This is a genomic window from Streptomyces sp. 3214.6 (assembly GCF_900129855.1).
In the GTDB taxonomy this organism is placed as follows: domain Bacteria; phylum Actinomycetota; class Actinomycetes; order Streptomycetales; family Streptomycetaceae; genus Streptomyces; species Streptomyces soliscabiei.
In genome coordinates this window covers 1,630,290-1,643,332 of the sequence record NZ_LT670819.1, presented here as the reverse complement: position 1 = coordinate 1,643,332, position 13,043 = coordinate 1,630,290, and the positions used below count along the sequence as shown (strand labels likewise).

13 protein-coding genes are annotated in these 13,043 nt (G+C 70.8%); 6 read left to right on the top strand and 7 right to left on the bottom strand.

Annotation, left to right across the window (positions count from 1 at the left end; genetic code table 11):
• Nucleotide 1: 1 nt before the first annotated feature.
• Nucleotides 2–919, top strand: coding sequence for a helix-turn-helix domain-containing protein (locus tag B5557_RS07340; protein ID WP_079658356.1), 918 nt, complete (start codon nt 2–4; stop codon nt 917–919).
• 40 nt (nt 920–959) lie between these two features.
• Here the strand turns inward: B5557_RS07340 and B5557_RS07335 are convergent, their stop codons facing one another.
• Nucleotides 960–1,871: an SDR family oxidoreductase gene (locus B5557_RS07335; protein WP_079658355.1), complete on the bottom strand. Its 912-nt coding sequence runs from the start codon at nt 1,869–1,871 to the stop codon at nt 960–962.
• A gap of 182 nt (nt 1,872–2,053) precedes the next feature.
• On the opposite strand from B5557_RS07335, the gene B5557_RS07330 reads away from it, so the two are divergent.
• The gene (locus tag B5557_RS07330) at nt 2,054–2,992 is read left to right on the top strand and encodes a LysR family transcriptional regulator (protein ID WP_079658354.1); all 939 of its coding nucleotides are present in this window, start codon (nt 2,054–2,056) and stop codon (nt 2,990–2,992) included.
• Here B5557_RS07330 and B5557_RS07325 read toward each other — a convergent pair.
• The 6 genes from B5557_RS07325 to B5557_RS07300 all read right to left on the bottom strand — a co-directional run bounded on the left by B5557_RS07325 (nt 2,952) and on the right by B5557_RS07300 (nt 8,925).
• On the bottom strand, nt 2,952–3,353 hold the full coding sequence (locus B5557_RS07325) for a MerR family transcriptional regulator (RefSeq protein WP_079658353.1): 402 nt from the start codon (nt 3,351–3,353) through the stop codon (nt 2,952–2,954). The two genes, B5557_RS07330 and B5557_RS07325, sit on opposite strands and share 41 nt — an antisense overlap.
• A gap of 46 nt (nt 3,354–3,399) precedes the next feature.
• A complete protein-coding gene (locus B5557_RS07320) occupies nt 3,400–4,410 on the bottom strand; it encodes an NADP-dependent oxidoreductase (RefSeq protein WP_079658352.1) in 1,011 nt (336 codons plus the stop codon).
• Nucleotides 4,411–4,474: 64 nt separating this feature from the next.
• Nucleotides 4,475–5,866, bottom strand: coding sequence for a glycoside hydrolase family 16 protein (locus B5557_RS07315; protein ID WP_079658351.1), 1,392 nt, complete (start codon nt 5,864–5,866; stop codon nt 4,475–4,477).
• A gap of 318 nt (nt 5,867–6,184) precedes the next feature.
• Nucleotides 6,185–7,408, bottom strand: coding sequence for an RNA-guided endonuclease InsQ/TnpB family protein (locus tag B5557_RS07310; RefSeq protein ID WP_079664645.1), 1,224 nt, complete (start codon nt 7,406–7,408; stop codon nt 6,185–6,187).
• Between the two features lie 293 nt (nt 7,409–7,701).
• Nucleotides 7,702–8,460, bottom strand: a complete 759-nt coding sequence (locus B5557_RS07305; RefSeq protein ID WP_079664644.1) for an IclR family transcriptional regulator — start codon at nt 8,458–8,460, stop codon at nt 7,702–7,704.
• A gap of 39 nt (nt 8,461–8,499) precedes the next feature.
• On the bottom strand, nt 8,500–8,925 hold the full coding sequence (locus B5557_RS07300) for a MarR family winged helix-turn-helix transcriptional regulator (RefSeq protein WP_079664643.1): 426 nt from the start codon (nt 8,923–8,925) through the stop codon (nt 8,500–8,502).
• Nucleotides 8,926–9,218: 293 nt separating this feature from the next.
• Between B5557_RS07300 and B5557_RS07295 the strand changes: the two genes are divergently transcribed.
• Genes B5557_RS07295 through B5557_RS07280 form a run of 4 tightly spaced genes read left to right on the top strand, consistent with a single transcriptional unit; the run spans nt 9,219 to nt 13,022 of the window.
• Entirely contained in the window at nt 9,219–10,136 is a 918-nt protein-coding gene (locus tag B5557_RS07295) for an SDR family oxidoreductase (RefSeq protein ID WP_079658350.1), read from the top strand.
• Between the two features lie 11 nt (nt 10,137–10,147).
• Nucleotides 10,148–11,023 carry an amidohydrolase family protein gene (locus B5557_RS07290; RefSeq protein WP_079664642.1) on the top strand — a complete coding sequence of 292 codons (876 nt, stop codon included), beginning with the start codon at nt 10,148–10,150 and terminating at the stop codon, nt 11,021–11,023.
• 12 nt (nt 11,024–11,035) lie between these two features.
• Nucleotides 11,036–12,541 carry an acyl-CoA synthetase gene (locus tag B5557_RS07285; RefSeq protein WP_079658349.1) on the top strand — a complete coding sequence of 502 codons (1,506 nt, stop codon included), beginning with the start codon at nt 11,036–11,038 and terminating at the stop codon, nt 12,539–12,541.
• Nucleotides 12,542–12,566: 25 nt separating this feature from the next.
• Nucleotides 12,567–13,022 carry a MaoC family dehydratase gene (locus tag B5557_RS07280; RefSeq protein ID WP_079658348.1) on the top strand — a complete coding sequence of 152 codons (456 nt, stop codon included), beginning with the start codon at nt 12,567–12,569 and terminating at the stop codon, nt 13,020–13,022.
• Nucleotides 13,023–13,043 lie beyond the last annotated feature (21 nt).

Sequence of the window (13,043 nt, the reverse complement as noted above, 5' to 3'; positions counted from 1 at the left end):
CATGGTGGACAGAACCATCCAAGACGGAGACGGTGACGGCGGCGTTGACGGGATCAGAACGTTCCCCTTCCCGGTCGAGCTGAGCGTCGGCGGCGTCGGCATGCAGGTGGGCCTCATGGGGGCCGGCCGCACCTGGCACGCGGACGACGCGCCGCTGGACCGCGTGCACCGCATCGACTTCCACGTCGTGATGCTCTTCGACGACGGCCCCGTCCGCCACATGATCGACTTCGCCGAGTACGAGGCGACGGCCGGCGACGTGCTGTGGATCCGCCCGGGCCAGGTCCACCGTTTCTCGAAGTCGAGCGAGTACCGCGGAACGGTCCTGACCATGCAGCCCGGTTTTCTGCCCCGTGCCACCGTCGAGGCCACCGGCCTGTACCGCTACGACCTGCCGCCGCTGCTGCACCCGCGGGAACGGGAGCTCGCGGGCCTGCGCGCGGCCCTGACCCACCTCCAGGGGGAGTACGACGACGGCGGCGCCGACGGCACCCTGCCCGTCAGTCTGCACACGGCGGTGTTGCGGCACTCGCTGACCGCGTTCCTGCTGCGGCTGGCGCACCTCGCGGCGAGCGGCGCGGAGGCGGCGCGCCGCCAGGCCGACACCACCTTCACGCTCTTCAGGGACGCCGTCGAGAAGGACTTCGCCACCAACCACAGCGTCAGCGCCTATGCCGACGCCCTCGGCTACTCCCGTCGCACCCTGGTGCGCGCGGTCCGCTCGGCCACCGGTGAGACGCCCAAGGGCTTCATCGACAAGCGGGTCGTCCTGGAGGCGAAGCGGCTCCTGGCTCACACGGACCTGCCGATCGGCCGGGTCGGCGCGGCCGTGGGCTTCCCCGACCCGGCGAACTTCTCCAAGTTCTTCCAACTGCACACGGGACACACCCCGGTGGCCTTCCGCGCCGAACTGCGCTGAGACCGACCGGGGTGCGCCCCGTGTGGCGTGTGACGCGGTGTCAGGCCCGCGCCGCCCCCTGCCCGAAGTAGTGCCCCTCGTCCAAGTCGGCGATGAGGGAGGGCTGTTCGGGATGCCAGTCCAGCAGCTTGCGCGTCCGGGTGCTGGACGCGGGGATGTCACGGCCGGCGAGGATGCCCAGCCAGCCGAAGTGGGCGTCCGCCTCGGCGGCGGGGATCGCGGTGACCGGCAGGTCCAGGTGGCGGCCGATGACGGTGGCGATGTCGCGGAACGGCACGCCCTCGTCGTCGACGCCGTGCAGCCGGGTGCCCGCCGGGGCCGACTCCAGGGCGAGACGGTACAACCGGGCCGCGTCGAGCCGGTGCACGGCGGGCCAGCGGTTGGCGCCGTCGCCGACGTACGCGCAGACGCCCCGCTGGCGGGCTAGGTCGATCAGCCGCGGCACGAAGCCGTGGTCGCCGGCGCCGTGCACCGAGGGCGCGAGGCGGACCGCCGAGACGCGGACGCCCCGTGCGGCGAAGGCGAGGGCCACCGCCTCGGTGGGCATCCGCGCCGCCGCGGGCGAGTCGGCGACGAACCCGTCGTCCTCCGTGCCCACTTGGCCCGGCGGCAGGCCCGCGGTGCCGGAGGTGACGACGAACGGCCGGTCGGAGCCCGCGAGTTCCTCGCCCAGCATCTCGATGGCCCGCCGCTCCGCGCGGGCGGAGGCCTCGAAGTTCGCGAAGTCGTGCTGGAAGGCCAGGTGGACGACACCGTCGGCGGTGGCCGCACCGCGGCGCAGCCCGTCGGGGTCGGCGAGGTCGCCGCGGTGCACCTCGGCGCCCGCGGAGGTGAGGAACGCGGCGCCCGCGTCCGAACGGGCCACGCCCACGACCTGGTGTCCGGCGCCGATGAGTTCCCGGACGACGGCGGAACCGATGAACCCGGTCGCGCCGGTGATGAACACGCGCACAGCGCACTCCTTGAGTGGTTTCCGTAAGGGGTTTCGTGCCTCCATCCTCCGAAGGAGGGGCCGTCCGGGTCCAAGGCCTGTATCGCATCGAGCAATACGTTTCAGGCATCACCACAGGTCCAGCAGCCCGGCCGCACAGCTGCCGACGGCCATCGACAGCGGTCGACGGGTACCCTTGTGCCATGCCCGACCCCGACCCCGGCACCGGTCCCACCCCTGTGGCCGACCTCGACCTGCGGCTGGTGCGCTACTTCACCGTCGTCGCCGAGCACGGGCACTTCGGCCGCGCCGCCCTCGCCCTGCACGTCACCCAGCCGTCCCTGAGCCGCCAAGTGCGCCGTTTGGAGCAGCAGTTGGGGGCGCGGCTACTGGACCGCACCCCGCGCGGCACCCGGCTCACCGCGGCGGGTGAGGTCTTCATGCCCCATGCCAGGGCGCTGCTGCGCTCGGCCGCCGAGGCCACCACCTTCACGCGCGCCGCCGCCGAGCCCAGCCGGTTCACCGTCGGCTACGTCACGGCCACCATCGTCACTCCGGCCGTACGCGAACTGCGCCGCAGGCACCCCGACGCCGACGTCCGCACCCTGCACCTGGCCTGGCACGAACTGCCCCAGGCCCTGCTCGACCACCGGGTGGACGCCATGGTGGCCCGGCTTCCGTTCCCGACGGAGGGGCTGCACGTAACCGTTCTCTACGACGAACCCCGCATCCTGGTCGTCCCCCTCGACCACCGGCTGGCCGGCAAGGAGTCCGTCACCGTCGACGACCTCGCCGGCGAACCCATGCCCCGGGTACGGGGATCCGCCCCCGCCTGGAGCGCGTTCTGGCGCCTCGAACCGCGCCCCGACGGGCTGCCGGTGCCGGACGGGCCGTACGTGGACGAGGTCGAGGACAAGTTCGAACTCGTCGCGGCGGGACAGACGGTGGCCGTGTCGGCAGCCGCCCCCGGGTTCGTCCTGCGCCCCGACCTCACCAGCGTTCCTCTCGAAGGTGTCGAGCCGAGCCATGTTGTCCTGGCGACCCGCGCCGGCGATCGCGGCCGCCTGGTGACCGCCTTCCGCAAGCTCGCCCGGACGCACCTCACGGCCCCGTTCGCACCCCGGGCCCCGGCCGTCGGCTGACCTCGTCCAGCCACGGCATCCGCCGCACGAGCGTGTCCCGCATCCGGATCAACGCCTCGATGCGCTCCTGGAGTTCGGCCACCCGCCGGGCACCCACCGCGTAGTTGGCGGCGCACGCCTCCGTGTACGCGAACACCTCGGGCAGGTCGCTGTCGAGGTAACGGACGAAGGACTTGACGTTCTCCACCGTGAACCCGGAGGCGAGCAGGTCGCGGACGTTGCTCACCCGGGTCTGAGCGGCCGGCCCGTACACGCGGTAACCGGCCGCCGTCCGCTCGGACTCCAGCAGCCCCTGCTCCTCGTAGTAGCGCAGGGCGCGGGTCGTGGTCCCGGTCCGTGCGGCCAGGTCTCCGATCAGCATGACGGTCAACTCCCAAATCGAGGTGCGGTGTATGGGTACGTCGACGTCAACTCCCCAGTCGTACCACCGTCTTCCCCGTGAACGTGCCGCGCAGGAGATCGGCGAGGGCCTGCGGAGCGTTCGCCAGGCCGTCGATCACCGTCTCGTCGTAGTGGATCGCGCCGTCGCGCAGCCAGCCGCGGAACTGCTCCCCGAACTCCGCCGCTCTGCCGAGGTGTTCGGAGAGGGTGAAACCGCGCAGAGTGAGGCGTTTGGCGAGCACCGGGAGCAGGTCCTCGAGGCCGGAGTCGGGCCGGCCGCCGCACTGCCGGTTCAGGGCGCCGCACACCGCGATCCGGCCGTGCGGTTTCATCACCTCGACGGCGGCCCGCAGTTGCTCGCCGCCCACGTTGTCGAAATAGACGTCGATGCCGTCGGGGGCGGCCTCGCGCAGCCGGTCGACGACGCGGCCGTCGTGACGGTCGAACGCCGCGTCGAAGCCGAGCCGCCCGGTCAGATGGGCGACCTTCCCCGGGGTGCCCGCGCTGCCGACCACCCGGGCCGCGCCCTTGAGCCGGGCGATCTGACCGGCCATGCCACCGGTCGCCCCGGCCGCGCTGGAGACGAACACCGTGTCGCCGGGCCGGAGCCGGGCGATCTCCATGAGTCCGACGTAGGCGACCAGGCCGAAGCCCAGGTACAGGGACGGGCTCGGGTAGGCGGCCCGGTCGACCCGGCGCAGTGCCCCGGCCGGGGCGAGGGCGTACTCCCGCCACCCGAGCCGGTGCACCACCAGGTCCCCTTCGGCGAGCGAGGGATCCGCGGAGGCGGTCACCTCACCGACGGCGTCCCCGTAAGGGACCTCGCCGAGCTCGTAGCGCGGCAGGGGGAGCCCGGGTTCGCCCGCCGCCAGCCAGGCCATGGCGGGATCGAGCGACATGAACAGATTGCGGACGAGGACCTGGCCGGGGGCCGGATCGGGGACGGGCGCCTCGACGAGTTCGAAGTCGTCGGGGACGGGGAGTCCGGTGGGGCGGGTGCGGAGGCGGACCTCCAGGCCCGTGGTGGAGTTCGGCATGACGGCGACGCTAGGGGTTGACCTATGCGTGAAGGTCAACCACCCAGCGTCGCTGGGGAGTTGCTCAGTGACCGAAGGTAAACCAGTTGACGTTCACGAAGTCCGCCGACTGGCCGCTGGTGAAGGTCAGATAGACGTCGTGCGTGCCGGTGACCGAGCTGATGTTCGCGGGGATCGTCCGCCAGGACTGCCAGCCACCGGTGTTGGCCACCGAGAAGCTTCCGATGGGCGGTGCCGTACGGCTGTCGAGGCGCACCTCGACCAGTCCGCTCACCCCTGCGGCCGCACCGCTCGCGACCCGCGCGTTGAACTGGGTCGCCGCCGTGGAACCGAAGTTGACGGCCTTGAACAGTGCCCAGTCGCCGTTCGCGAGGGAGCCGATGTCCTGGCCGCCGCCGGTGTCGGTCGTGGCCTCGGTGGCCGTGCCCGACTGGCTGTCGTAGGACTCGGCCTGGATCGTGCCGTAGGCGTCCCGGCTGCCGGACGGCGGCGGGGTGGTGCCGCCGCCGCTGCCGGCCGCCTGGAGCACCTGCACGTAGTCCACCACCATCGGGTGACCCGGCTCGGTGGCGGCGTCCAGGCCGCCGCCGAAGGCGTCCGGGAACGCCCCGCCCATCGCGACGTTCAGGATGACGAAGTAGCCGTGGTTGGTGGCGTTCGTCCAGGTCGTCGCGTCGACCTGGTTCGCGGTGACCGTGTGGTAGTTGACACCGTCGACGTAGAAGCGGATCGCCTCCGGAGTCACCGAGCGGTCCCACTCCATGGCGTAGGTGTGGAAGCCGGACTGACAGGTCGTGTTCGGACACGCGACGGAGTTGCCGATGCCGGTGGTCTCGTTGCACGGGCCGCCCGGGTTGGTGCCGCAGTGCATCGTCGCCCACACCTTGTTCAGGCCCTGGACGTTCTCCATGATGTCCAGCTCGCCGACGCCCGGCCAGTTCTGGTAGTTGCCCCGGTACGGCGCGCCGAGCGTCCAGAACGCCGGCCAGTAGCCCTCGGCGGCGGTGCCGGTCACATTGGGCATCTGCAGCCGGGCCTCGACCCGCAGCTTGCCGCCGGACGGCGGCTGGAAGTCGGTGCGCTTGGTCTCGATGCGGCCCGAGGTCCAGTTGCCGGCCGAGTCGCGCAGCGGGGTGATGCGCAGGTTGCCGTTGCCGTCGAGTGAGACGTTGCTGGTGCTGTTGGTCATCGTCTCGACCTCGCCGGTGCCCCAGTTGGCCGGCCCGCCCGGATACGAAGTCCCGGTGCTGTACTGCCAGTTGGAGGTGTTGACGCCGGTGCCCGCGGCGCCGGTGAAGTCGTCGAGGAAGACCTGCGTCCAGCCGGACGGGGGCGTGGGCGCGGAGGCGTTCGCGGGCAGGGTGACGGCCGCCGCCGCTGCGGCCGCCAGCCCGAGCGTGCTGAGTACGGCGACGAGCGCGCGTCGCCGTCTGGGTATGCCGGAGGTTGCACTCATGGGGGTGCCTCTCGGGTACGGGGGAGGTGCGCGGGTGACTTCGAGAGCACTTTGAGAGCGCTCTCAAAGTGGGCCCAATGTGCTCTCCGTCCCGAAGGCCGTCAAGACTTAAAACAAGGAAAGTCCCATCCTCACGGGGAAGTTCACGATTTGAAACCGCCCAAACGCGTGCAGCCGCGGCGCTCGCCCCGTCACGAGCGCCGCGCGAGGGCCGCGAAAGGGGCGAGAGCCGCGAGGGTTACGTGAGCGGGTAGTCTTGACTTGCTCCTCGGGCTGAAGCCCGAGGATTCAGGCCTTCCCTGACTGGTTGCTGTGCCGCTACGCGGCACGCGGTTCGGTCGGGAATCCGTGGCTTCCTGTTTCTTCGCGCTGTGCCAGAACGGATTCTGGTCTTACCGGCGCTCCGCAGGCCGACACCGCCAGTCCGGCGGCCGTCTTCACGTTGATCGCGGCGTTGTGGTCCCGGTCGTGGACCGTGCCGCAGGCGGTACAGGTCCATTCCCGGACGTTCAGGGGTTTGGGCCCGTCCACGGCGCCGCAGGCAGAGCAGGTCTGGGAGGTCGGCTCAAACCGGCCGATCTTCACCAGCGTGCGGCCGTACCGCTGCGCCTTGTACTCCAGCATGTGCACGAATGACGACCAGCCCGCGTCGTGAACGGACTTGGCCAGCCGGGTACGTGCCAGCGCTTTCACTGCCAGGTCCTCCACGGCGATCCCTTGGTTCTCGCAGATCAGCTGTGTGGAGAGCTGGTGGTGGAACTCGCGGCGTGCGTCAGCGACCTTGGCGTGGGCGCGGGCGACCTTCAGGCGGGCCTTGGCCCGGTTCTTGGATCCCTTCTGTTTGCGGGACAGCTCCTTGTGGGCCTCCTTCAGTTTCTTCTCCGCGCGCCGCAGAAAGCGCGGGGAGTCGATCTTCGTGCCGTCGGACAGGACGGCGAAGTGGGTGAGGCCGAGGTCGATGCCGATGGTGCGGTCGGTGTCGGGCATTCGCGTCACGTCGGCGGCGGGGTCGGTGTCGATGACGAAGGAGGCGAAGAATCTGCCCGCGGCGTCCTTGACGACGGTGACGGAGGAAGGTGCGGCGGGCAGGGCGCGGGACCACTTCACCTTCACCGCGCCGATCTTCGGCAGGTTCAGACGGCCACTGTCGGTGATGCTCCAGCGGGCGTTGGCGGTGAACCGGATGGACTGCCGGGCGTCCCTGCGGGACTTGAACCGCGGCGCACCCAGTCTCGGGCCCTTGCGGGCGCCCTTGAGGGAGGCGAAGAAGTTGCGGTACGCCGTCTCGGCGTCCCGCAGAGACTGCTGGAGCACCACCGCGGACACCTCACCCAGCCAGGACCGCCCGGCCGTCCGCTTCGCCTCGGTGACCAGCTTCCGGGACAGCTGACCGGCCGTCGGGAACGGCTGCCCGGCCCGACGGGCGTCCTCACGGGCCCGCACGGCGTCGTTGAACACGACACGGGCACACCCGAACGCCCTGACCAGCGCACCCTGTTGAGTGGCGTCGGGGTACACGCGGAAGCTGTACCGGAGCTGCATGACGATCACACTAGGCACGTCGAACCCGCGTCGTCATCGGGAACGTGTGAACGATCCGTCACCGTCACGAGCCGGTTCCGGCTCCGCCGGACCTGAGTCTGCGACGCTCCGCGTCGCCACTGTCAGATTCGCTTCACCACCGGCCTGAAGGCCGATGCACTGCGAATGAAATCCGGTAGCCGCGCGCCAGCACTTCCCAGGCGGCGCGATCCTCCGGGCCCGGTGAACCGATCTCGATCATGGGTGGGCATTCTCGCCGGGGGAACCCGTGACCGTCAGTCCCGGCGGCGGGCTCACTCGGGTCGGCCCTCCGGCTGCCAGCCCAGGGCCCGCGAGATCCCGCGCGCCGCGAGCCGCACCGCAGGCGCCAGCACCGGGACGGCCGCGTCGGCGTGCGGCACGACGACCGACACGGCCGCCACCACCGCGCCGCCCGGACCGCGCACCGGAGCGGCCACCGACAGGGCGTCCTCGGTGACCTGACGGCTGCTCACTGCCACACCCGTACGCCGTACTTCGGCCAGTACCCGGCGCAACCGCGCCGGATCGGTGATGGTGTGGGCCGTGTAGGGCACCAACGGCCGGGCGCAGTAGGTCTCTTGGAGCTCCGTCTCGCCGTGCGCGAGCAGTGCGAGCCCGACGCCGGTGACGTGCAGCGGCCATCGGGCGCCCACCCGGATGTGCACACCGACCGCCGAACGCCCCGACAGCCACTCGGTGTAGACGACCTCGGACCCGTCCCGCACCGCCAACTGCACGTTTTCGTGGGTGGCTTCGTACAGGTCCTCCAGATAGGGCAGCGCGACCTGGCGCAGCGCCAGGCCGCGCGGCGCCAGCGCCGCTATCTCCCACAGCCGCAGCCCCACGTGGTAGACGCCGGACGCGTCCCGTTCCAGGGCGCCCCACTCCGTCAGCGCGCCCACCAGTCGGTGCGCGGTGCTGAGGGTCAGCCCGGCGCGGCGGCTGATGTCGGTCAGCGACAACGCGGCATGCGTGTGGTCGAAGGCGGCGAGCACGGCCAGCAGCCGGTCCGGCGCGGAACGGGAAGTCATGGCGAGGGCGTCCCGGTCCATCAGCAACTCCTCACTGCGTCAGGCGAGTCCGTCCCCGGCGATGCGCATCAGCAGCGTGTGCAGGGTGGCGCGGTCGGCGGGGTCGAGGGGGTCCAGCAGTTCGTTCGTCACTCGCAGGCCCGCCTCGTCGGTGCCGCGCAGGAAGGCGCGGCCGTCCTCGGTGAGGACGACGATCCGGCTGCGGCGGTCGTCCGGGGCCGGGCGGCGCTCGGCGAAGCCCAGCTTCTCCAGGTCGTCGACCAGCCCGACGATCGCGCTGGGGTCGTAGCCGAGCCGGGTGCTCAGCTCACGCTGGAGGGCGCCCTCGGAGGTGGCGAGGAAGCGCAGCACCGCGTAGTGGCGCAGGCGCAGCCCCGACTCCTGGAGGAACGTGTTGAACAACTGACCCGAGCGCAGCCCCAGGCGGTAGAGCAGGTAGCCGGTGTCCGCGTGCAGCTCGCGCATCCATGGCTCGTCCGCGTCGATCGGCGCGGCGTTCACTGCGTTGTCCTGGCGGGCGATGGCGGGCTCCCTGGGCTCGGTCCCCTTCCGGGGCGGTGCGTCGTGTTCCGGGGGTGGTGCGTCGTACTGATTCCAGCATGACGCACCCCATAGGTCGACAACAACTATTGACGACAACAATTATTGCTCTTAGCTTCGATCTCGAAGTCGCGCTCCAAGCGACGCGAAGCCGCACCCCACGCGAACCCGCGCGAACCCATGTGCACGTATGTGCACCCATGTGAAGGGACACCGTCGTGCCCAGCATCGATCTCACCGGCAAGGTCGCCGTCGTCACCGGCAGCGGCCGGGGCCTCGGCCTCGCCTACGCGCACGCCCTCGCCGCCCACGGCGCCGCCGTGGTCGTCAACGACGTCGACGAGGCGGTCGCCGAGCAAGCCGTGAAGTCCATCACCGAGGCCGGCGGCACGGCCGTCGCCGAGGTGGTGCCGGTCGGCACGACCGAGGCCGCCGAGCGGCTGGTGAACCGGGCCGTGGCGGAGTTCGGGCGGCTCGACATCCTGGTCACCAACGCGGGCATCCTGCGCGACAAGGTGCTGTGGAAGATGACCGACGACGACTTCGACGCGGTGATCGCCACCCATCTCAAGGGCACCTTCACCTGCGCCCGCGCCGCCGCCGTGCGGATGCGCGAGCAGGGCGAGGGCGGCACGCTGATCCTCGTCGGCTCCCCGGCCGGCCAGCGCGGCAACTTCGGTCAGACGAACTACGCCGCCGCCAAGGCCGGCATCGCCGCGTTCGCCCGCACCTGGTCCATGGAACTGGGCCGCGCGAACATCACCGTCAACGCGATCGTGCCGGTCGCCGCCACCGCGATGACCGAGACCATCCCCGCCTTCGCCCCCTACGTCGAGGCGCTGAAGAACGGCGAGCCGCTGCCGGACTTCCTGCGCAAGGGCGAGGGCTTCGGCACCCCCGAGGACTGCGCGGCCCTCGTGCCCTTCCTGGCCTCCGAGGCCGCCCGGACCATCACCGGCCAGGCCATCGGCATCGGCGGCGACAAGGTGGCACTCTGGTCGCATCCGCAGGAGATCCGCGCGGCCTACGCCGACGGCGGCTGGACCCCCGAGACCCTGGCCGACGCCTTCCCCACCTCGGTGGGCGCCGAGCTCCAGAGCGTCGGCATCCCCGCCCCGAAGTTCCCGGAGGCCTGACCATGGCGACCATCGACGTCGAGGAACTCGTCGCGATCGACGTCCACACGCACGCGGAGGTGTCCTCCAAGGGCCACTCCTCGCTCGACGACGACCTGCACGATGCCTCCTCCGCCTACTTCAAGGTCGAGGGCAAGCGGAAGCCGACCCTGGAGGAGACGGCCCGCTACTACCGGGAGCGGAAGATGGCCGCCGTGATCTTCACGGTGGACGCCGAGTCCGCGACCGGCACCGCGCCCGTCCCCAACGAGGAGGTCGCCGAGGCCGCCGCCGCCAACGCCGACGTCCTCATCCCGTTCGCCTCCATCGACCCCTTCCGTGGCAAGGCGGGTGTGCGGCAGGCCCGCCGCCTGGTCGAGGAGTACGGGGTGAAGGGCTTCAAGTTCCACCCCAGCATCCAGGGCTTCTTCCCCAACGACCGCTCGGTCGCGTACGACCTCTACGAGGTCATCGAGGAGACGGGGACCATCGCCCTGTTCCACACCGGCCAGACCGGCATCGGAGCGGGCGTCCCGGGCGGCGGCGGGATCCGGCTGAAGTACTCCAACCCGCTGCACGTGGACGACGTCGCCGCCGACTTCCCCCACCTCAAGATCATCCTGGCGCATCCGTCCTTCCCCTGGCAGGACGAGGCCCTGGCCGTCGCCACCCACAAGCCGGGCGTGCACATCGACCTGTCCGGCTGGTCGCCGAAGTACTTCCCGCCGCAGCTCGTGCAGTACGCCAACACGCTGCTGAAGGACAAGGTCCTCTTCGGCTCCGACTTCCCCGTCCTCACCCCCGACCGCTGGCTTGCCGACTTCGACAAGCTGACGATCAAGGACGAGGTGAAGCCGAAGATCCTCAAGGAGAACGCCGCTCGGCTCCTCGGGCTGACCACACCGTAAGGGGCATGGAAGATGCGCAACGAGGGACTGGGGTCATGGCCCGCACGCCGGGCCCGCAAGACCCCGCACCGCACCGCCCTGGTCCACGGTGAACGGTCGACGGACTACCGCACGCTGTACGCACGCACCACGCGCCTGGCCCACGCCCTGCGCGCCCGGGGCGCGCGGCGCGGCGACCGCATCGCCTACCTCGGCCCGAACCACCCCTCCTACCTGGAGACCCTGTTCGCCGCCGGCACCCTCGGCGCGGTGTTCGTCCCCCTGAACACCCGCCTCGCCGGCCCCGAGATCGCCTACCAGCTCGCCGACTCCGGCGCCAAGGCCCTCGTCTACGGCCCCACGCACGCCGGCCTGGTCGCTGGACTGCCCGGGAACACGGACGTCCGGGCCTACCTCGAGGTCGGCGCCGAATACGAGGAGGCGCTCGGCGACGCCTCCGACGAACCGATCGACACGCCGGTCACCCCCGACGACACCTGCATCATCATGTACACCTCGGGCACGACCGGCCGCCCCAAGGGCGCCATGCTCACGCACGGCAACCTCACCTGGAACGCGATCAACGTCCTCGTCGACACCGACCTGATCGCCGACGAACGCGCCCTGGTCTCCGCGCCGTTGTTCCACACGGCCGGCCTGAACATGCTGACCCTGCCGGTGCTCCTCAAGGGCGGCTGCTGCGTCCTGGTCGAGGCCTTCGACCCGGACGCCACGTTCGACCTGATCGCGCGGCACCGGATCACCTTCATGTTCGGGGTGCCGACGATGTTCGAGCAGGTCGCCCGGCATCCCCGCTGGGCGGACGCGGACCTGTCGTCGCTGCGGATCCTGACCTGCGGCGGCTCCCCGGTGTCGACGCCGCTGATCGCCGCCTACCAGGCACGCGGACTGACCTTCCTCCAGGGCTACGGCATGACCGAGGCCTCGCCCGGCACCCTGTTCCTGGACGCCGAGCACTCGATCAGCAAGGCGGGCTCGGCCGGCGTCCCGCACTTCTTCAGCGACGTACGCGTCCTGCGCCCCGACCTCGCCCCGGTCGAGGTCGGCGAGACCGGCGAGGTCGTCGTGCGCGGGCCGCACGTCATGCCCGGCTACTGGGGGCTGCCCGAGGAGACGGCCGCCTCCTTCGCCGACGGCTGGTTCCGCAGCGGGGACGCGGCCCGCGTCGACGAGGACGGTTATGTGCACATCGTCGACCGCATCAAGGACATGATCATCTCGGGTGGGGAGAACATCTACCCCGCCGAGATCGAGGACCTGCTCCTCGCCCACCCCGACATCGTCGAGTGCGCGGTCATCGGCGTGTCCGACGACAAGTGGGGCGAGGTGCCGCGTGCGGTCGTCGTGCCCCGCGAGGGCGCTGCGCTGGATCCCGACGAGGTGCTCGCGTCTCTGGCGGGCCGCCTCGCCAAGTACAAGATCCCCAAGTCGGTGGTGGTGGCGGACGAACTTCCGCGTACCGCCTCCGGAAAGCTCCTGAAGTCCCGGGTGCGTTCCCGGTTCGGCACCAAATCCTGAACAACTCCCCTGTGAGGAACGGCATATGAGCATCACCGTCAACGGCATCGACGAGCTGAAGAAGCTGGCCGGGAGCGACCTGGGCACCAGCGAGTGGATCGAGGTCACCCAGGAGCGCATCGACACGTTCGCCGACGCGACCGGGGACCACCAGTGGATCCACGTGGACCCCGAGCGGGCCAAGGAAGGGCCCTTCGGGGCGCCGATCGCCCACGGCTACCTGACCCTCTCCCTGTTCATCCCGCTCTTCACCGAGCTCCTGGACGTCGAGGGGGTCACGACCAAGGTCAACTACGGGCTGAACAAGGTCCGTTTCCCCTCGCCGGTGAAGGTCGGCTCGCGGATTCGGCTGGTCGGCAAGCTGACCGAGGTCGAGGACGTGCCCGGTGGGGTGCAGATCACCGTCGACGGGGCGATCGAGATCGAGGGGGGCGCGAAGCCTGCGGCGGTGCTGCAGAGCCTGTCGCGGTTCTACGCGTGAGGGGAGGCTGCGCCGCTTCAG

Bases quoted from the DNA above. Each gene is read 5' to 3' on its own strand.
- B5557_RS07325 (WP_079658353.1), bottom strand. From the start codon at position 3,353: ATGCTGATCGGAGACCTGGCCGCACGGACCGGGACCACGACCCGCGCC.
- B5557_RS07315 (WP_079658351.1), bottom strand. From the start codon at position 5,866: ATGAGTGCAACCTCCGGCATACCCAGACGGCGACGCGCGCTCGTCGCC.
- B5557_RS07300 (WP_079664643.1), bottom strand. From the start codon at position 8,925: ATGCGCGAGCTGCACGCGGACACCGGCTACCTGCTCTACCGCCTGGGG.
- B5557_RS07285 (WP_079658349.1), top strand. From the start codon at position 11,036: ATGCGCAACGAGGGACTGGGGTCATGGCCCGCACGCCGGGCCCGCAAG.
- B5557_RS07330 (WP_079658354.1), top strand. From the start codon at position 2,054: ATGCCCGACCCCGACCCCGGCACCGGTCCCACCCCTGTGGCCGACCTC.
- B5557_RS07305 (WP_079664644.1), bottom strand. From the start codon at position 8,460: ATGACTTCCCGTTCCGCGCCGGACCGGCTGCTGGCCGTGCTCGCCGCC.
- B5557_RS07320 (WP_079658352.1), bottom strand. From the start codon at position 4,410: ATGCCGAACTCCACCACGGGCCTGGAGGTCCGCCTCCGCACCCGCCCC.
- B5557_RS07280 (WP_079658348.1), top strand. From the start codon at position 12,567: ATGAGCATCACCGTCAACGGCATCGACGAGCTGAAGAAGCTGGCCGGG.
- B5557_RS07340 (WP_079658356.1), top strand. From the start codon at position 2: ATGGTGGACAGAACCATCCAAGACGGAGACGGTGACGGCGGCGTTGAC.
- B5557_RS07310 (WP_079664645.1), bottom strand. From the start codon at position 7,408: ATGCAGCTCCGGTACAGCTTCCGCGTGTACCCCGACGCCACTCAACAG.